Source organism: Bradyrhizobium sp. WSM2254 (assembly GCF_000472645.1).
GTDB lineage: Bacteria > Pseudomonadota > Alphaproteobacteria > Rhizobiales > Xanthobacteraceae > Bradyrhizobium > Bradyrhizobium niftali.
Genome location: NZ_AXAB01000031.1, coordinates 41,706 through 59,668 on the forward strand (window position 1 = coordinate 41,706; position 17,963 = coordinate 59,668).

A 17,963-nucleotide genomic window follows, 5' to 3' on the forward strand; every position below is an offset into this window, starting at 1 on the left:
TTACCGGGAACCGCGCCCGCCATTCTGTGCGTGCAGCATGGCCGGAACTTCAAATCGGCATCCCCAGCGCCTAAATTCGCCCCATGGTTCACGATTCCACCGACAATCCGGACGACGCCCGCGCACCCAAATCCAGGCGCGGCATGGCACCGGACGCCCCGTCCCAGGAGACGGCACCGCCGGACCTCGATCCCGCCACCACGGGCAGCGACGACGAGGACGATGCGCTTCTGCCCGATATCTTGGAAGAGAGCGGCGCGGTCGGCGAAGAGCCGCTGGCGAGCGGCCATGAGGCAATCGAGCGCGCGGTCCGGCTCGCGCCGACCTCGCCCGGCGTCTATCGCATGCTCAATGCGAATGCCGACGTGCTCTATGTCGGCAAGGCCAAGAACGTCAAAAAACGCCTCTCCAACTACGCGCGCCAGAGTGCGCCGCAACCGGCGCGCATCCTGCGCATGATCGCCGCCACCGTGACCGTGGAGATCGTCTCGACCAACACCGAGACCGAAGCGCTGCTGCTGGAAGCCAACCTCATCAAGCAGCTGCGGCCGCGCTTCAACGTCCAGCTGCGCGACGACAAGTCGTTTCCCTATATCCTGATCACCGGCGACCATTGGGCGCCGCAGATCCTGAAACATCGGGGCGCACAAACCCGGCCCGGACGCTATTTCGGCCCGTTCGCTTCCGCCGGCGCCGTCAACCGCACCATCACGGCGCTGCAGCGCGCGTTCCTGATCCGCTCTTGCACCGATTCCTTTTTCGAGAGCCGCACCCGGCCCTGCCTGCTCTACCAGATCCGCCGCTGCGCCGGTCCCTGCACCCGCGAGATCGATTTCCCCGGCTACACGACCCTGGTGCGTGAGGCGACCGACTTCCTCTCCGGCAAGAGCCATGCGGTGAAGCAGGAGCTTGCCGGCGAGATGGAGAAGGCGGCCAATGAGCTCGAATTCGAGAGCGCGGCACTCTACCGCGACCGCCTTGCCGCACTGTCGGCGATCCAGTCGCAGCAAGGCATCAATCCGCGCACGGTGGAAGAGGCCGACGTGTTCGCCATCCACCAGGAGGGCGGCTTCTCCTGCGTCGAGGTGTTCTTCTTCCGCACCGGCCAGAACTGGGGCAACCGCGCCTATTTCCCGCGGGCGGAGAAGACCTTTACGCCCGAAGAAGTGCTCGGCTCCTTCCTCGCCCAGTTCTACGACGACAAGCCGCCGCCGAAGAACATCCTGCTCTCGCATGAGATCGAGGAGAGCGAGCTGCTTGCCAACGCGCTCTCGATCAAGGCCGGGCACAAGATCGAGGTCACCGCGCCGAAGCGTGGCGAGAAGAAGGAACTCGTCGCCCATGCGCTGACCAATGCGCGCGAGGCGCTGGGCCGGAAGCTCGCGGACACCGCGACGCAGGGCCGCCTGCTCGACGCCATGGCGACGACGCTGAGCCTGCCGCATGCCCCCAAGCGCATCGAGGTCTACGACAACAGCCACATCCAGGGCACCAACGCGGTCGGCGCCATGATCGTCGCCGGCCCGGACGGCTTCGTGAAGAACCAGTACCGCAAGTTCAACATCAAGTCGGAAGGGCTCACGCCCGGCGACGACTACGGCATGATGCGCGAGGTGCTGGAGCGCCGCTTCAAGCGTCTCATCAACCCGCCGGAGGAGGGCGCCAAGGTCAAGGACGACGATTTTCCGCAATGGCCCGACCTCGTGATCATCGACGGCGGCCGCGGCCAGCTCAATGCCGTCCGGGAGATCTTTGCGAATCTCGGCCTGACCCAGGTGTCGCTGATGTCGGTCGCCAAGGGGCCGGACCGGGATGCCGGCCGCGAGACCCTGTTCATGCCGGAACGCGAGGCGATCAAGCTCGAGCCGCGCGACCCCGTGCTCTATTTCATCCAGCGCCTGCGCGACGAGGCCCACCGCTTCGTCATCGGCTCGCATCGCAAGCTGCGCAAGAAGGACATCCGCGAGGCCGGTTTGCAGGAGATTCCGGGCATCGGCCCGTCACGCAAACGTGCCTTGCTGCATCATTTCGGAACCCTGAAGGAGATCGAACGGGCCTCGATCGCCGATCTCGGCAAGGTTCCGGGGGTGAGCGCCGAAAGCGCCCGCAGGATTTTCGAGTATTTCCATCCCCAGCCGGGGTGAACTAAAGGGGGCCGTGGTCATATGGTCGTCGCATCCCGCACCCCATTTGGGGAGCGGAACGGTTGACCTTCGGGCCACAGCGGTATTGGTAGGACGGATGAACATCGCCACGACACGAGGGACGACCAGCCGCGCGATGTCCCTCCCGAACATCCTCACCTATGGCCGGATCGCCGCGATCCCGGTCGTGGTCGGGTGCATCTATGCGCAGTCGATTCTGGATCAGCCACTGTGGCTGCGCTGGGTCGCGGTCGCTATTTTCATCGCGGCAGCAGTCACCGATTACCTCGACGGCTACTACGCGCGGATCTGGAATCAGCAATCGGCGTTCGGCCGGATGCTCGATCCGATCGCCGACAAGCTGCTGGTCGCCTCCTGCCTGCTGATGCTGGCCGCCGACGGTATCATCCATGGCTGGTCACTGTGGGCCGCCATCGTGATCCTGTGCCGCGAGATCCTGGTCTCGGGCCTGCGCGAATATCTCGCCGCGCTGCGCGTCAGCGTGCCCGTCACCAAGCTTGCCAAGTGGAAGACCACGGTCCAGCTCGTCGCCATCGGCTTCCTGCTCGCGGGCGAGGCCGGCGACCAGGTCGTGCCTGTCGTGACCCAGATCGGCCTGTTGCTGCTGTGGGCTTCGGCGATCCTCACCATGTACACCGGCTACGATTATTTCCGCTCCGGCATCCATCACCTCATCAAGGAGGATGAGGTATGAAGGTGAAGTATTTTGCCTGGGTGCGCGAACGGGTCGGCAAGGCCGAGGAGACCGTCGAGCCGCCAGCGACCGTGCGCACCGTGGAAGAGCTCATCGCCTGGCTCTCCGGCCGGAGCGAGGCCTATGCCTACGCCTTCGAGAAGCCGAAGGTCATCCGCGCCGCGATCGACCACGCCCACGTCAAGTCGGACGCCGCGATCGCGGGCGCCCGCGAGATCGCGTTCTTCCCGCCGATGACCGGCGGCTAGGCCCATGACTTCCCCTGCGACCACCGGCCCCGTCACCATCCGTATCCAGGAAGACGATTTCGACGTTGCGCGCGAGACCGCGCTCCTGACCAGGAGCCGGACTGACATCGGTGCGGTCGTGAGCTTCTCCGGCATCTGCCGCGGCGACGAGGGAAGCGCGAAGATCGCCGCGTTGACGCTCGAACATTACCCCGGCATGGCCGAGGAAGAGATCAAGCGTCATGTCGACGAGGCGACCACGCGCTGGCCGCTCAACGGCGTCACGGTCATCCACCGCGTCGGGCGGTTCATGCCCGGCCAGAACATTGTGCTGGTGTTGACCGCATCGCAGCATCGTCAGGCGGCGTTCCAGGCAGCCGAGTTCCTGATGGACTATCTCAAGACCAGCGCGCCGTTCTGGAAGAAGGAAGAGAGCGCCACCGGCACCGGCTGGGTCGAAGCCCACACCCGTGACGACGAGGCCGCCGCGCGCTGGACGAAATCCTGATGGCAAGAGCTTCAAAAAAGACCGCGCGCGGCCGCGCCGCGCCCAAACTTGCGAAAGTCGGCCGCGGCGAGCTTGGCACGCTCATCGACTTCGTCCGCTATGCCGTGAGCCGCTTCAATGAGGCCAAGCTCGCCTTCGCGCACGGAACGACCGATCCGGTGGCGGAAGCGGCCTTTCTGGTCTGCGAGGCCCTGCATCTGCATCCCGACCAGTTCGAGGCCTTTGCCCACACGCGCGTCACGGCTGCGGAAGGCAAGACCATCCTCGATCTCATCCATAAGCGCGTGACCACGCGCAAACCGGCCGCCTATCTCGTCAACAAGATCTACCTGCGCGGCCTGCCCTTCTATGTCGACGAGCGCGTTATCGTCCCGCGCTCCTTCATCGGCGAGCTCCTGGATTCGCATTTCGGCGGCGACGGCGAGTCCGGTTCGCTGATCGACGACCCCACCGCCGTCGAGCGCGTGCTCGACCTCTGCACGGGATCGGGATGCCTTGCCATCCTCGCCGCGTATCACTTCCCGAATGCAACGGTCGATGCCGTCGACATCTCCAGGGGCGCGCTCGAAGTCGCCGCGCGCAATGTCGGGGAGCACGGGCTCGATGAGCGGGTCACCCTCCATCGCGGCGACCTGTTCGCCCCGCTGGGCGACAACAGATACGACCTCATCATCACCAATCCGCCTTACGTCGATGCGGAAGGCATGGCGGCATTGCCGCCGGAGTGCCGGGCCGAGCCGAAGCTCGCCTTCGACGGCGGCGCCGACGGTCTCGACGTGGTGCGCCGGATCCTGCGCGACGCCCCCGATCACCTGACGCCGGATGGCGGATTGATCTGCGAGATCGGCCGCGGCCGCGAATTGGTCGACGAGGCCTTTCCGGAGCTGCCGCTGCTCTGGCTCGACACCGAAGACTCCGAAGGCGAGGTGTTCTGGATCGCGGCCGCCGATCTCGGCTGATCGGTCACCGCGGCGGCGCCCGGCGCGGAACAAGTCAAATCCCGTCACGTTCATCCCCGACGAATGTCTCGCTCTCGGAGGATGTCCGCATGCTCGCGCCATCGGGCGAATTGCTGCGCGCCGGCATGGCGCTGAAACTCAACCATCTCAGGCGCGCCACCCGGTCTTACTTGCGTGACCGCACCAGCCAGGCCACGGGACGGGCGACGTCCTATGCGGTCGCGGCCGGCCTGTTCGCCGTGGCCGGGCTGTTCCTGATCGCGGCCTTCTTTGTCGGTCTGGTTGCCTTGTACCGCTGGATCGCAATCACCTACGGACAATTCTGGGGCTTTGGTGCCGTCGGCGCGGTCCTGCTGGTCCTGGCTGCGTGCTGCGCCGGCGCGGCTCTGGCTCAAACGAAGCGTCGGGACAAGCCGATCGTGCCGCTGGCCAGCCGCCTGCGCGTTGCGATCGCCACCCCGCGGATTCCGCGTGGAACGGTCAAGCAGGCAGTGAAAGAGGTCGCGACGACGATTCCCCTCGCGCCGCTCGCGCCCGGCGAACGCCGCCATGGCGGCAACACCCGGCCCGTGCGCGCCAACCGTCCCGTGCAGCTGGGTCTGATGCTCGCAGCCGTCGGGCTGCTGGGCTTCACGGCCGCGCGCCGGAGACGGCACCGGCACGGATTGGACGCGTGAGATGCCCGCGCGGCGCTCAGGGCAGCTCGACTCCTGGCTGCTGGTCGCCGCCACCGCCGTCTTGGTGCTGACCGCAGAACGCTACTTCCAGAACCCCGGCGTGATCCGGCCGGGTCCTCCGCAAGACCACCGCAACAACGAAGCAAGCTCTCCCGAAACGCGCGTAACCCGTGCCGCGACGCAGCCCGGCCGCGGGCGCCGTTCCAGAAGCCCCTTCGCGATCCCCTGGGCCGGCTGGAAGGATATCTTCCGGCGCACCTATCAGCGCATCGACGACGATCGCTTGCTCGCGACCGCCGGCGGCGTCGTGTTTTTCGGGCTGCTCGCGATCTTTCCGGCCGTCACCGCGCTGGTCTCGTCCTATGGGCTGTTCGCCGATCCCGCCACGATCAGCGCCAATCTCCAGACCCTCGCGACGATGCTGCCCGAGGGCTCGTTCCAGATCGTCGAGGACCAGGTCGCGCGCGTGGTGTCGAAGGGCAATACGACGCTTGGTGCCACCTTCCTGCTCGGCCTCCTGCTTGCGATCTGGAGCGCCAATGCCGGCGTCAAATCGATCTTCGACGCCCTCAACGTCGCCTATGAGGAGCGCGAGAAGCGCAGCTTCATCCGGCTGAACTCGGTGTCGCTGGCCTTCACGGTCGGCGGCATCGTGGCACTGCTGCTGATGGTGGGTGCCGTCGTCGCCTTCCCGCTCGCGCTCAATCATCTCGGCATGGCGCCCGAAAGCAAGTTGATTGTGGCGCTGGCACGATGGCCGCTCCTGTTCCTCATCCTGCTCGCGGCGCTCGCCATCCTCTACCGCTTCGCACCCAGCCGCGACGCGCCGCGCTGGCAATGGCTGAGCCTCGGCGCGGTGGCGGCCGCCCTGCTCTGGATTGCCGGCTCCGCCTTGCTGTCCTGGTATCTGTCCGAGTTCGCCAATTACAACGCCACCTACGGCTCGCTCGGCGCGGCGATCGGCCTGATGATGTGGATGTGGATGTCCGCGATCGTCGTCATGCTCGGCGCCGAGCTGAACTCGGAGATCGAACGGCAGACCCTGCGCGACACGACCACCGGGGAGCCCAAGCCGCTCGGCAGCCGCGAGGCGGTCGCCGCGGATACGGTCGGCGCCGCCGCCCCGGCCTGATGTTGAGGTCAGGCCGAACGCCGGCCTGACCTCAAGCCGCATCAGCGCTTGGTGATGACGGCTTCCAGATATTCGCTGTGCACGACGACCGTGCCGTCGTCGGCATGGTTGAACTCGCCAAGCAGCGTGATGAGGTCGCGCCGCAGCGCAGCCTGACCGGACTCGTCGAGTGCGGCGAAGGCTTTGAGCATCGGCCCGTAATACGACTTGAAGATTTCGAGCCAGTGCTCCGGCGAGCGATAGCGGAACACGAACATGCGCGGCTCGGCGGCGATCTCCGACGCCTGGTCTCCAAACATCTCCTTGAGGCGGGACGGTGTGCCCCACAATGCCGGTGACTTCACGCCGGCCGGCGGCGCCACATGTCCGCCGATGGTCTTGAACAGCTGGCCGATGAAGCCTTGCGGCGTCCAGTTGGCGAGGCCTATCTTGCCGCCGGATTTGCAGACCCGTGCGAGTTCGGCAGCAGCCTTGTCCTGGTCCGGCGTGAACATCACCCCAAAGGTCGAGACGACGACGTCGTAACTGCCATCGGCAAACGGCAGCGCTTCGGCGTCCGCCTCGCGGAATTCGACCATCAGACGATCGGCTGCCGCGCGCTCGCGGCCGCGCTTGAGCAGCGCCGGAACGTAGTCGGTCGATGTGACGTCACACCAGCGCCGGGCCGCCGCCAGCGTCGCATTGCCGTTGCCGGCAGCGACGTCCAGCACTTTGCTGCCGGCGCGAAGGTCCAGCGCCTCGCAAAGCTGCTCGCCGACGATCTGCAAGGTGGTGCCGACGATGGCATAGTCGCCGGACGACCAGGCGCCGTGCTGGCGCTGCTTGACAGCGGCGAGATCGGGTTGGGCTGCGGCGGGCTTGAGCGCGGCGGATGTCGACATGGCAATCTCCTGCGGTTGAAAGCGCCGGGACGATAGGGCGCATGCGGGTCGCTGGCCTTGAGACCAGCGTTATTTTACGCTGAGAGCACCTTGATTTCCGCACGGAGGCCGAGGCGAGGCGTGGCGTTTCAGTTCGAGGATTTCGTGCTCGATCCCGAGCGCCGCGAATTGCGGCGAGCGGACTCGCTCGTCGCGCTCGAGCCCCAGGTGTTCGATCTTCTGCTCTATCTCGTCCGCAACCGCGAGCGCGTGGTGACGCGGGACAATCTGCTCGATGCGGTCTGGAACGGCCGCGTCGTCTCGGAATCGACCCTTACCAGCCGGATCAACGCAGCACGGCGCGCGGTCAACGACAATGGCGAGGAGCAGCGGCTGATCCGCACCATCGCGCGCAAGGGCGTGCGCTTCGTCGGCGATGTCACGGAACTTTCCTCGGCCGCAACGCCCGCGGCGTCAGCCCTACCGTCCAACGCGCCGCCAACGGCATTGCCGCTGCCAGATCGTCCGGCCATCGCGGTCCTGCCCTTCACCAACATGAGCGACGAAGTCGAGCAGGATTATTTCTCCGACGGCATCAGCGAGGACATCATCACCGCGCTGTCGAAGCTGCGCTGGTTCTTCGTCATCGCGCGCAACTCGTCCTTCATCTACAAGGGCCGCCCGGTTCATCTGCGGCAGGTCGCGGAAGAACTCGGCGTGCGCTATGTCGTCGAAGGCGGCGTCCGCAAGGATGGCGGCCGCGTCCGCATCACCGCGCAGCTCAACGACGTCGCAACCGGCAGTCATCTCTGGGCTGAGCGCTATGACCGCGAGCTCGCCGACGTCTTCGCCGTGCAGGACGAGATCACCGAAGCCATCGTCGCCGCGATCGAGCCGCAGCTCTACGCCGCGGAGAGCTTTCGCGCCCAGCGCAAGCCGCCCGACAGCCTGGACGCATGGGATCTCGTGATGCGCGCCCTTTCCCACTACTGGCGCGTGACGCGGCAGGATCATGTCGTGGCGCAGGCGCTGCTCGAGAAGGCCATCGCGCTCGACCCGAACTACGGCAAGGCGCTCGGCCTGCTCGGCACCAGCTACATGTTCACGGCGCACATGGGCTGGATGGAGATGGCCACGGCAATACCCCTCGCCGAGCGCGCGGCCAGGGCCGCGATCCGCGCCGACGATGAGGATGCCTGGGCCCACAATGCGCTCGGCCATGTCCATCTGTTCGCGCGGCGGTTCGAGGACTCGCTCGCCGAGTTCGAGACCGCGCTCCGGCTCAATCCGAATTTTGCGCTGGCGCAGGGCTATTATGGTTTGGCGCTGGGCTATTGCGGCCGCTGGCAGGATGCCGACGAGGCCGCGCGCCGAGCGATCCGCCTCAGCCCGCGCGATCCCTACGCGCCGGTCTATTTCGGCATCGCCGCCTTCGCCCGCTTCCTCGGCAGCGACTACGCGGAAGCGATCCGGCTCGCACAGGAGTCCCTGCGCCAGCGTAGCGACTTCGTCGGCGGGCACCGGGTGCTGGTTGCCGCTGCCGGCATGGCCGGACAAACCGAGACCGCCCGGGTTGCCCTGAAGGAACTCCACCGGGCCCAGCCGAACGTTTCGCTGACCTGGATCGCCGAATTCATGCCGATCAAACTCGCCTCCGATCGCGAGCACTACCTCGAAGGCTTTCGCCGGGCTGGCCTGACTTGAAGGGCAAACGGACCACTATCCCCTCGAATCAACAATGATGTTAGGGTCATGCGGCTTGGGGGAGCATGAGGCGTGACGGGTTCGCACAGTAACCCGTGTTTTCCCGGGTGAGGCAGTCAGCTCTTGAGGCGTAACGCGCGGCATGATTCGCATTTCGACGATCTTCATCGCCATCTGCATGGTTCTGGTCGCGGCCTCGCTCGGGCTTGTGCTCTACGCGGTCGCCGGCATCAGCGGAACCGAATCCGCGATCGTGGCGCTGACCGCGCTGACCTTCCTGATCCTCTACAACGCGGTGTCGATGCGGCTGCGCGACCGCAGCGACGTCGGCGGCCAGATCGCCGACCTCTCGCGCGGCACCGCCGACCTCGCCCGCCAGGTGGCCGAATTCGGCCGTCGGCTCGCTGCGATCGAAGGGCGCATCGCCTCGTCCAATTCGACCAATTCCGACCGCATCCAGTCGGTGGTCGGCGAGATCAACGAGCTCGGCGGGCTGGTCAGGCAGCTTGCTTCCACCGTGTCGACCCATGAGGACCTGCTGGCTGGCGCCGCGCCTGCAGCTGCGGCGGCTCCGGCCGCGAGGCCGGACCCGGAAGCGCCGATCGACCTGATCGCGCCGCTCGGGGAGCGGCCGGCGCCGCCGCCACTGCTTCCCGCGGCTCCCCCGCCTCCCGCAGCGCAGCCGCGGCCGGCACCGGCAGTTCAGGCCCGAACCGCCCATCCACTTCAGACCGCCAACGGACGCAACCAGACCCAATTGCTGGCGATGCTCCGCCACGCGATCGACGAGAACCGCATCGACATCTTCCTCCAGCCGATGGTGACGCTGCCGCAGCGCAAGGTGCGGTTCTACGAGGCGGTGACACGGGTCCGCGACGAGCGCGACCAGTTGATCGCCGCCGAGGAGTTCATCAGCATCGCGGAGGCCTCGGGCCTGATCGGGCGCATCGACAACATGGTGATGCTGCGCTGTGTGCAGGTGCTGCGCCGCCTCATGGTCCGCAACAAGGACGTCGGCGTGTTCTGCAACGTCGCGGCCTCCACGCTCGGCAATTCGACCACCTTCGCGCAATGCCTCGACTTCCTCGAAGCCAACCGGGCGCTGGCGCCGTCGCTGGTACTGGAGTTCAAGCAGTCGACCTTCCGCAATCTCGGCCCGGCCGAGTCCGAGAACCTCGCCGCGCTCGCCCAGCGCGGCTTCCGCTTCTCGATCGACCATGTCACGGATCTGCGCATCGAGCCGCGCGAACTCGCCGACCGCGGCGTGCGCTTCATCAAGGTTCCGGCCACGCTGTTGCTCGACCCGAGGCAGGCCTCGACCTCCGACATCCACCCGTCCGACCTCTCCGACCTGCTCGGCCGTTTCGGCATCGACCTGATCGCCGAGCGGATCGAAGGCGAGCGCGCCGTGGTCGATCTGCTCGACTATGACGTTCGGTTCGGCCAGGGGTTCCTGTTCGCGCCGCCGCGGCCATTGCGGCCGGAGGGGGCATCTGCTACCGGCGGGGCCTCGCCGAACCAGGCGCAGGATATTCAGGGATCCAATGGCTCCGCTCCACTCAGCCAAGGCGCGACGTCAGCCGCACCTCCGGCACAACGCATCACCGGCAACGCGGCGCTCGCGCGCCGGATCTGATTGGCCGCGCGCATCATGACCACGCTGCATTTCGCCGAAAGCCTGCGCGAGCTCGTGGGCGATGTGGACGTCGTGCTCAGCGACATCTGGGGCGTGGTCCACAACGGCCTGGAATCTTTCCCCGAAGCCTGCGAAGCGCTGCACACCTATCGCAGCCGCGGCGGTACGGTGATCCTGATCACCAATGCCCCACGCCCCGCCGACTCCGTGCAGCGGCAATTGCGCAAGCTCGGCGTCGCCGACGAGACCTATGACGCGATCGTCTCGTCGGGCGACCTGACCCGGCTCTATGTCGCCGAACATCCCGGCCGCAAGATGTTCTGGCTGGGCCCCGAGCGCGACAACTCGATCTATCGGGGCTTAGATGCGGTGACCGCGCCGCTGGAACAGGCCGACTACATCGTCTGCACCGGCCTCTATGACGACGAGACCGAGACGGCGGAAGACTATCGCGGCATGATGCTGAAGGCGCGCGAGCGCAAGCTGACGCTGGTCTGCGCCAACCCGGACATCGTGGTGGAACGCGGCGACCGGCTGATCTATTGCGCCGGCGCGATCGCCGAGCTCTATCGCGAGCTCGGCGGCGAGGTGATCTTCTACGGCAAGCCGCACCGGCCGATCTACGAGCGCGCGATGGCGCTCGCCGGCGAACGCCAGGGCCACCAGATCGACCGCAGACGCGTGCTGGCGATCGGCGATTCCGTCCGCACCGACCTCACCGGCGCGCGCGAATTCGGCATCGACTGCCTGTTCGTCACCCGCGGCATCCATGCCGAGGAGTTCGAAGGTCTCGACCAGCTCGACCCGGCGTCCGTGATGGAATTGTTCGGCCACCCGCCGAAGGCGCTGATGCGCGAATTGAAGTGGTGATGCCGCCCTGAGCGGCGCCTGCTTAGACCAATTGCTAAGCTATGGAGATCGTCATGGCCGGGCTCCCCCCCCCCATCCACGTCCCACCACGCGTGCACAAGAACGTGGATGCCCGGGACAAGCCCGGGCATGACGATCCTGATGAAAGATTGTTATCCGAAGAAGCGTGCGCGCCTTACGCGCTCGCCATGTCCGGGAAGACCGCCTCGATCTTGGTCTTCAGCGTCGCCGCGTTGAACGGCTTGACGATGTAGTTGTTCACGCCGGCCTTCTTGGCCGCGATCACGTTCTCGGTCTTCGATTCCGCCGTGATCATGATGAAAGGCGTGGTGGCGAGGTTCGGATCCGCGCGCACTTCGCGCAGGAGGTCGTAGCCCGTCATCGGCTCCATGTTCCAGTCGGAGATCACGAGGCCGTACTTCTTGCCGCGCATCTTGTTCAGCGCCGCCGAACCGTCGCTGGCATCGTCGATGTTCTCGAAGCCAAGCTGCTTCAGCAGATTCCTGATGATGCGGATCATGGTGCTGTAGTCATCCACCACCAGAACCGGCATCGACAAATCAACCGCCATCTCGACTCCCCCAACGCAAACCCAGGAATATTACGATTGAAGCTGCCAGGCCGGGAGGCCCGTGCAGTTCCACGTTCCAAGGACTAGCATCAAGGCGTTAAACAGCCCGTTAACTGGGGCGGCCCCCGAAGAATTGAAATCGCGTTCAATGCCGCCGCCTCCCCCGCTTGACTTCGCCGGGCGGGTCAAGCCACGGTCCCGGCCGGTCCCGCCCGGCTCGAGAATTCCCCTGATGGCCCCGCATTTTACCGTTATCCGCGACACCACGCCGGATTCCGCTATTCCCCGGGGCGCCGTGGTCGCCATGGGCAATTTCGACGGGGTTCATCTTGGCCATCGCGCAGTGATCGCAGCGGCCCTGGAGATGGGCCGGGCGCATGGCCGCCCTGCGCTGGCATTGACCTTCGAGCCGCACCCACGGCGATTTTTCAGCCCCAACACCCCGCAATTCCGCCTGACGGACGAGCGGGCCAAGCTGCGGCTTCTGGCCGGGACCGGGCTCTCCGGCGCCGTGGTCATGACCTTCGACAAGGCAAGAGCCGGCACCAGCGCGCAAGATTTCATTCACCATGACCTGATCGGGCGTCTCGGTGTCAGCGCCATCGCGGTCGGCTATGACTTCCATTTCGGCAAGGGACGGGTCGGCTCGCCGAGCCTGCTGGTCAACGAGGCGCCCCGGCTCGGCATCGAGGTCGACGTACAGCCGCATGTCGATTTCGACGAACGGCCGGTCTCCTCCAGCGCCATCCGGATTGCACTCGCCGAAGGCCAGCTTGACGAAGCCACCACCATGCTCGGCGCCCCCTGGTTCATCACCGGCGAGGTGATCCATGGCGAGAAGCGCGGCCGCGACCTCGGCTACCCCACCGCCAACATCCGCCTCGACGCCAATTGCGGCCTCAAGCACGGCATCTATGCGGTGCGGGTCGGCCGCGGCGCCGAGCGCTTGGACGGGGTGGCCAGCTTCGGCCGCCGCCCGACCTTCGACAATGGCGCTCCTCTCCTGGAAATCTTCCTGTTCGACTTCAAGGGCGACCTCTACGGGCAGGTGCTCGACTGCGCCTTCGTCGGCTTCATCCGCGAGGAGCTGAAATTCGACGGCATCGAGGCCCTGATCCGCCAGATGGACGACGATTCCGCCCGCGCCCGCGCCATGCTGGCGGCCGCCCCGGACGCATTTCCGCGGCTTGGCGTCATCGATTGAGGCCGAAAACCGGCCGGCCGGACCTTTGCGCTTCCCTTAGCCCCCTGCTATGGAGAGCCCATGTTTGCGCGGCGCATCATAGGAATTAGCGGCCCGGCTTCCGCCTGAGCCTTTGGCTCGGCGCAAGACCGGGATTTCGTCGTTTCACCCCGCGATTCCGCATCGCCATCCGTCTTCCCGCGCCCTTCCGAGCCAGTCAGCCTCATGTCCGAAAAGCCGCAAAAGTCCCAAAAGTCCGAAGTCAAAGACTATTCGAAAACCCTGTTCCTGCCGCAGACCGACTTCCCGATGCGCGCCGGCCTGCCGCAGCGCGAGCCGGAGATCCTCAAACGCTGGTACGAGATCGGCCTTTACGAGAAGCTGCGCGCGGGCGCCAAGGGCCGCGACAAGTTCGTGCTGCACGACGGCCCGCCCTACGCCAACGGCAACATCCACATCGGCACCTCGCTGAACAAGATCCTCAAGGATCTCGTCACCAAGAGCCAGCAGATGCTCGGCTTCGATTCCAACTACGTGCCGGGCTGGGACTGCCACGGCCTGCCGATCGAGTGGAAGGTCGAGGAGGAGCACTATCGCAAGAAGGGCAAGCAGAAGCCCGACTTCCGCGACAGTGCGGCGATGATCGATTTCCGGAAAGAGTGCCGCGCCTATGCCACCCACTGGCTCGGCGTGCAGCGTGAGGAGTTCAAGCGTCTCGGCGTGATCGGCGACTGGGATCATCCCTACGCCACCATGAGCTTCCCGGCCGAAGCCCAGATCGCGCGCGAACTGATGAAGTTCGCCGCCAACGGCACGCTCTACCGCGGCTCCAAGCCGGTGATGTGGAGCGTGGTCGAGAAGACCGCGCTGGCCGAAGCCGAGGTCGAGTACGAGGACTACACCTCCGACATGGTCTGGGTGAAATTCCCGGTGACCTCGCCGGCACATGGCGTGCTCGCCTCCGCGAGCGTCGTGATCTGGACCACCACGCCCTGGACGCTACCCGGCAACCGCGCCATCTCGTTCTCGCCGAAGATCGCCTATGGCCTCTACAAGGTGACGGACGCACCGGCGGACAACTGGGCCAGGACCGGCGATCTCCTGATCCTCGCCGATGCGCTTGCCGACGAGGTGTTCAAGCAGGCGCGTGTCACCGCCTATGAGAAGGTGCGCGACGTCCCCGCCGACACCATGGACGCAATCGAATGCGCCCATCCGCTGAAGGACCTTGCCGGCGGCTATGACTTCACCGTGCCGCTGCTGTCGGGCGACCACGTCACCGACGACACCGGCACCGGCTTCGTGCACACCGCCCCGAGCCACGGCCGCGAGGACTTCGACGTCTGGATGGCGAACACGCGCGACCTCGACGCGCGCGGCATCAACAGCACGATTCCCTACACCGTCGACGAGAACGGCGCCTACACCGACCATGCCCCTGGCTTCGTCGGCAAGCGCGTCATCAACGACAAGGGCGAGAAGGGCGATGCCAACGAGGCCGTGATCAAGGCGCTCGTCGAAAAGGGCATGCTGCTGGCGCGCGGCCGGCTCAAGCATCAATATCCGCATTCCTGGCGCTCCAAGAAGCCGGTGATCTTCCGCAACACGCCGCAATGGTTCATCGCGATGGACAAGGATATCGCGGCAGGCGGCAAGACCAAGTCCGGCGACACGCTGCGCGCCCGCGCGCTGCACGCGATCTCGGTGACGCAATGGGTGCCGCCGTCCGGTGAAAACCGCATCAACGGCATGATCGAAGCGCGCCCCGACTGGGTGATCTCGCGCCAGCGGGCCTGGGGCGTGCCGATCGCCGTGTTCGTGCGCGAGAAGGCTGACGGCTCCGCCGAGATCCTCCAGGACGAGGCCGTCAATACCCGCATCGGCGACGCCTTCGAAAAGGAAGGCGCCGACGCCTGGTACGCGAAAGGCGCGCGCGAGCGCTTCCTGGGCGCGCATGCGAACGAGGGCTGGCAGAAAGTCGACGACATCCTCGACGTCTGGTTCGATTCCGGCTCGACGCACGCCTTCGTGCTCGAAGACCCCGTGCACTTCCCGGGGCTGTCAGGCATCAAGCGCAAGATCGACGGCGGCACCGACACCGTGATGTATCTTGAAGGCTCGGACCAGCATCGCGGCTGGTTCCACTCCTCGCTGCTGGAAAGCTGCGGCACGCGGGGCCGCGCGCCCTACGACATCGTGCTGACCCACGGCTTCACCCAGGCCGAGGACGGCCGCAAGATGTCGAAGTCGCTCGGCAACACGATCGAGCCGCAGGCCGTCATCAAGGAATCCGGCGCCGACATCCTCCGGCTCTGGGTTGCGTCCTGCGACTACACCGACGACCAGCGCATCGGCCCCGAGATCCTGAAGAACACGGTCGAGACCTATCGCAAGCTGCGCAACACCGTGCGCTGGATGCTCGGCACGCTGTATCATTACAAGCCGACAGAGGCGGTCGCGCCCGCCGAGATGCCCGAGCTCGAGCGGCTGATGCTGCACGAGCTCGCGATGCGCGCCGAGCTGATCGGCAAGGCGTACGAGACGTTCGACTTCAAGAACGTGGTGGCGACGCTGTCCGCGTTCCTGAACAGCGAGCTCTCGGCGTTCTACTTCGACATCCGCAAGGACACGCTCTATTGCGATCCGCCGTCCTCGCCGACGCGCAAGGCGGCGCTGACCACGATCGACCTGTTGTGCTCTTCGATCCTGACATGGCTGGCGCCGATCCTCAGCTTCACTGCGGAGGAAGCCTGGCGCATGTACCGGCCGGATGCGGAGCCTTCAGTGCACCTCACGCTATTTCCGGCGGATCTCGAAAAGCTCCGCGACGACAAGCTCGCCGCGAAATGGGAGGCGATCCGCAACGTCCGCCGTGTCGTCACCGGCGCGCTCGAACTCGAACGCGCCGCCAAAAACATCGGCTCGTCGCTGGAGGCCTCGCCGGTCATCTATGTCGCCGAGCGCGACATGCTGGCGACGCTGTTCGACACCGACCTCGCCGAAGTCTGCATCACCTCGAACTACGAGGTGCGCGAGGGCGAGGCGCCGGCGTCTGCGTTCCGTCTCGATGCCGTGCCCGGCGTTGCCATCGTGGTGGAGAAGGCGGTCGGCACCAAATGCGCCCGCTCCTGGAAGATCTCGCCGACAGTCGGCGAAGACCCCGAATACCCCGACGTCACCCCGCGTGATGCCAAGGCGCTGCGCGAATGGAAGGCGCTGGGAGTCGGCGTTTGATCTAGCGTCGTCCTGGCCTAGTGCGCAATTGCGCACGGGAGCCAGGACCCATTACCACCGTCGCCAATTGCAGCGAAGGCTGATGACCACGAGTCTTTCAATCAACGACCGCCTGGGGTTATGGGTCCTGGCATTCGCCAGGACGACGGCGGAGTGTGCCGCGGCGGCGTTGGGTCACTCACAATGACCCCCCTCCGCGCCGGCATCGTCTCGGCCATCGCCACGGTCATCCTCGACCAGGCCTCCAAGCTCTGGCTGCTGAACGGGTTCGACCTCGCCCGTCGCGGCGCGGTGAAGGTAACGCCGTTCCTCGACCTGGTGCTGGCCTGGAACATCGGCATCAGCTTCGGCTGGCTCCAGAACGACAGCCAGGCGGCGCAGCTCGCGCTGATGGCCGTCAAAGGTATCGCAGTGGTCGCGCTGGCGATCTGGATGGCCCGCTCGCACACCCTGCTTGCGACCATCGCGCTCGGCCTGATCATCGGAGGCGCCATCGGCAATGGCATCGACCGCCTGGCCTATGGCGCGGTGGTGGATTTCGCCCTATTCCACATCGAGATCGGCGGAAATACCTATAATTGGTATGTGTTTAACCTCGCCGACGTGGCCATCGTTGCTGGGGTGGCGGGGCTATTGTATGATTCCTTCCTGGGGGTACCCGCCGCAAAAGCGCCCTGATCCCGGCCGATACGACCGGCAGGTGGAACCCGCTTTTTGCGAGAATTTGAGCCGCGCGCGAGCGGCAATCTGCCACAAAATGGAACAGGTACACTGATGCGCAGCTCGAAGACCAGCGGTTCGATGGTTCGAGACCCCCGGTGGGGGTTCTGGCGGGCGTTGAAATTGTCCGCTGTCGCGCTCGGCGTCGGTCTCGTCATGGCAGCAGGCGCGGCCCGCGCCGGCGACGATGACGAAGACGATCGGACCTTCGAGGAAAAGATCATCGATAATTTGATGTCCGGCCTCGGCGCCAAGAGCATGGAAACGCCCGGTATTGAATACCGTGAACGTTCGCCGCTGGTGGTGCCGCCGAAGCTCGACCTGCCGCCGCCGGCAGCGTCCGCCGAGGCGGCTCCTCCGAACTGGCCCAAAGACCCGGATGAGAAGCGCCGCAAGGAGGCTGCCGCTGCCAGGAAGAAATCCGGCACCAAGTTCCTGAACCCCTGGGAAGCGGCCCGACCACTCACTCCGGCCGAGTTGAACGCCGCCAAGACCAACGGCAGCAGCCGCACGTCGAGCAACGACTCTGTCCAGCCGGGCGGAAACAATCCAACCATGAGCCCCAGCCAGCTCGGCTATAAGGGCGGTCTGCTCGGCATCTTCAAGGGTGACAGCGAAGAATCCAAGCAATTCACATCTGAGCCGCCGCGGGCATCCCTGACCGAACCACCGCCCGGATACCAGACGCCCTCGCCCAACTACGCCTATGGCGCCGGGGGACCGGATAAGTCCAAAAGGACATATTTTGACGTGCTCAGCGGCAAGGAAAAAGAGAAATAGCGCTCTTGCCGATTGGCGTCCCCATACGGAACTGCCGCAATCG

The 17,963-nt window shown here is 65.7% G+C and carries 16 protein-coding genes; 14 read left to right on the forward strand and 2 right to left on the reverse strand.

What is annotated here, in order from left to right:
* Positions 1-83 precede the first annotated feature (83 nt).
* The 7 genes from uvrC to A3M7_RS0123025 all read left to right on the forward strand — a co-directional run bounded on the left by uvrC (position 84) and on the right by A3M7_RS0123025 (position 6,362).
* Positions 84-2,144 carry an excinuclease ABC subunit UvrC gene (gene uvrC / locus A3M7_RS0122995; RefSeq protein WP_027546002.1) on the forward strand — a complete coding sequence of 687 codons (2,061 nt, stop codon included), beginning with the start codon at positions 84-86 and terminating at the stop codon, positions 2,142-2,144.
* A gap of 97 nt (positions 2,145-2,241) precedes the next feature.
* Complete coding sequence (gene pgsA, locus A3M7_RS0123000) at positions 2,242-2,859, forward strand: CDP-diacylglycerol--glycerol-3-phosphate 3-phosphatidyltransferase (protein WP_011090204.1); 618 nt, start codon at positions 2,242-2,244, stop codon at positions 2,857-2,859.
* Positions 2,856-3,107: a molybdopterin converting factor subunit 1 gene (gene moaD / locus A3M7_RS0123005; RefSeq protein ID WP_027546003.1), complete on the forward strand. Its 252-nt coding sequence runs from the start codon at positions 2,856-2,858 to the stop codon at positions 3,105-3,107. The genes pgsA and moaD overlap by 4 nt, the downstream gene beginning before the upstream one ends.
* 4 nt (positions 3,108-3,111) lie before the next feature.
* The gene (locus A3M7_RS0123010) at positions 3,112-3,594 is read left to right on the forward strand and encodes a molybdenum cofactor biosynthesis protein MoaE (protein WP_027546004.1); all 483 of its coding nucleotides are present in this window, start codon (positions 3,112-3,114) and stop codon (positions 3,592-3,594) included.
* Positions 3,594-4,553, forward strand: coding sequence for a 50S ribosomal protein L3 N(5)-glutamine methyltransferase (prmB, locus tag A3M7_RS0123015; protein ID WP_027546005.1), 960 nt, complete (start codon positions 3,594-3,596; stop codon positions 4,551-4,553). Before A3M7_RS0123010 ends, prmB begins: the two co-directional genes overlap by 1 nt.
* An 89-nt stretch (positions 4,554-4,642) precedes the next feature.
* On the forward strand, positions 4,643-5,230 hold the full coding sequence (locus A3M7_RS0123020) for a phage holin family protein (RefSeq protein ID WP_027546006.1): 588 nt from the start codon (positions 4,643-4,645) through the stop codon (positions 5,228-5,230).
* A gap of 1 nt (position 5,231) precedes the next feature.
* Positions 5,232-6,362: a YihY/virulence factor BrkB family protein gene (locus A3M7_RS0123025; RefSeq protein WP_027546007.1), complete on the forward strand. Its 1,131-nt coding sequence runs from the start codon at positions 5,232-5,234 to the stop codon at positions 6,360-6,362.
* A gap of 41 nt (positions 6,363-6,403) precedes the next feature.
* Here A3M7_RS0123025 and A3M7_RS0123030 read toward each other — a convergent pair whose 3' ends face one another.
* The gene (locus A3M7_RS0123030; RefSeq protein WP_027546008.1) at positions 6,404-7,243 is read right to left on the reverse strand and encodes a class I SAM-dependent methyltransferase; all 840 of its coding nucleotides are present in this window, start codon (positions 7,241-7,243) and stop codon (positions 6,404-6,406) included.
* A gap of 120 nt (positions 7,244-7,363) precedes the next feature.
* Here A3M7_RS0123030 and A3M7_RS0123035 point away from each other — a divergent pair, with 120 nt between their 5' ends.
* From A3M7_RS0123035 to A3M7_RS0123045, 3 genes are all read left to right on the forward strand, one after another.
* On the forward strand, positions 7,364-8,926 hold the full coding sequence (locus A3M7_RS0123035) for a winged helix-turn-helix domain-containing tetratricopeptide repeat protein (protein ID WP_027546009.1): 1,563 nt from the start codon (positions 7,364-7,366) through the stop codon (positions 8,924-8,926).
* Positions 8,927-9,068: 142 nt separating this feature from the next.
* On the forward strand, positions 9,069-10,562 hold the full coding sequence (locus A3M7_RS0123040; protein ID WP_027546010.1) for an EAL domain-containing protein: 1,494 nt from the start codon (positions 9,069-9,071) through the stop codon (positions 10,560-10,562).
* Positions 10,563-10,577: 15 nt separating this feature from the next.
* Positions 10,578-11,432: a TIGR01459 family HAD-type hydrolase gene (locus tag A3M7_RS0123045; RefSeq protein ID WP_027546011.1), complete on the forward strand. Its 855-nt coding sequence runs from the start codon at positions 10,578-10,580 to the stop codon at positions 11,430-11,432.
* Positions 11,433-11,607: 175 nt separating this feature from the next.
* On the opposite strand, the gene A3M7_RS0123050 is transcribed toward A3M7_RS0123045, so the two are convergent.
* A complete protein-coding gene (locus A3M7_RS0123050; RefSeq protein WP_008567674.1) occupies positions 11,608-12,003 on the reverse strand; it encodes a response regulator in 396 nt (131 codons plus the stop codon).
* 232 nt (positions 12,004-12,235) lie between these two features.
* Between A3M7_RS0123050 and A3M7_RS0123055 the strand changes: the two genes are divergently transcribed.
* The 4 genes from A3M7_RS0123055 (at position 12,236) to A3M7_RS0123070 (ending at position 17,920) form a co-directional block, all read left to right on the forward strand.
* Entirely contained in the window at positions 12,236-13,207 is a 972-nt protein-coding gene (locus A3M7_RS0123055; RefSeq protein ID WP_027546012.1) for a bifunctional riboflavin kinase/FAD synthetase, read from the forward strand.
* A gap of 204 nt (positions 13,208-13,411) precedes the next feature.
* Positions 13,412-16,420, forward strand: a complete 3,009-nt coding sequence (ileS, locus tag A3M7_RS0123060) for an isoleucine--tRNA ligase (RefSeq protein WP_027546013.1) — start codon at positions 13,412-13,414, stop codon at positions 16,418-16,420.
* Positions 16,421-16,603: 183 nt separating this feature from the next.
* The gene (gene lspA, locus A3M7_RS0123065; RefSeq protein ID WP_027546014.1) at positions 16,604-17,098 is read left to right on the forward strand and encodes a signal peptidase II; all 495 of its coding nucleotides are present in this window, start codon (positions 16,604-16,606) and stop codon (positions 17,096-17,098) included.
* 96 nt (positions 17,099-17,194) lie between these two features.
* A complete protein-coding gene (locus tag A3M7_RS0123070) occupies positions 17,195-17,920 on the forward strand; it encodes a hypothetical protein (RefSeq protein ID WP_027546015.1) in 726 nt (241 codons plus the stop codon).
* The last annotated feature ends 43 nt before the right edge of the window (positions 17,921-17,963 follow it).

Excerpts from the sequence above, each read along its gene's own strand:
- uvrC (WP_027546002.1), top strand. The coding sequence starts at position 84 with ATGGTTCACGATTCCACCGACAATCCGGACGACGCCCGCGCACCCAAA.
- pgsA (WP_011090204.1), top strand. The coding sequence starts at position 2,242 with ATGAACATCGCCACGACACGAGGGACGACCAGCCGCGCGATGTCCCTC.
- moaD (WP_027546003.1), top strand. The coding sequence starts at position 2,856 with ATGAAGGTGAAGTATTTTGCCTGGGTGCGCGAACGGGTCGGCAAGGCC.
- A3M7_RS0123010 (WP_027546004.1), top strand. The coding sequence starts at position 3,112 with ATGACTTCCCCTGCGACCACCGGCCCCGTCACCATCCGTATCCAGGAA.
- prmB (WP_027546005.1), top strand. The coding sequence starts at position 3,594 with ATGGCAAGAGCTTCAAAAAAGACCGCGCGCGGCCGCGCCGCGCCCAAA.
- A3M7_RS0123020 (WP_027546006.1), top strand. The coding sequence starts at position 4,643 with ATGCTCGCGCCATCGGGCGAATTGCTGCGCGCCGGCATGGCGCTGAAA.
- A3M7_RS0123025 (WP_027546007.1), top strand. The coding sequence starts at position 5,232 with ATGCCCGCGCGGCGCTCAGGGCAGCTCGACTCCTGGCTGCTGGTCGCC.
- A3M7_RS0123030 (WP_027546008.1), bottom strand. The coding sequence starts at position 7,243 with ATGTCGACATCCGCCGCGCTCAAGCCCGCCGCAGCCCAACCCGATCTC.
- A3M7_RS0123040 (WP_027546010.1), top strand. The coding sequence starts at position 9,069 with ATGATTCGCATTTCGACGATCTTCATCGCCATCTGCATGGTTCTGGTC.
- A3M7_RS0123045 (WP_027546011.1), top strand. The coding sequence starts at position 10,578 with ATGACCACGCTGCATTTCGCCGAAAGCCTGCGCGAGCTCGTGGGCGAT.
- A3M7_RS0123050 (WP_008567674.1), bottom strand. The coding sequence starts at position 12,003 with ATGGCGGTTGATTTGTCGATGCCGGTTCTGGTGGTGGATGACTACAGC.
- A3M7_RS0123055 (WP_027546012.1), top strand. The coding sequence starts at position 12,236 with ATGGCCCCGCATTTTACCGTTATCCGCGACACCACGCCGGATTCCGCT.
- ileS (WP_027546013.1), top strand. The coding sequence starts at position 13,412 with ATGTCCGAAAAGCCGCAAAAGTCCCAAAAGTCCGAAGTCAAAGACTAT.
- lspA (WP_027546014.1), top strand. The coding sequence starts at position 16,604 with ATGACCCCCCTCCGCGCCGGCATCGTCTCGGCCATCGCCACGGTCATC.
- A3M7_RS0123070 (WP_027546015.1), top strand. The coding sequence starts at position 17,195 with ATGCGCAGCTCGAAGACCAGCGGTTCGATGGTTCGAGACCCCCGGTGG.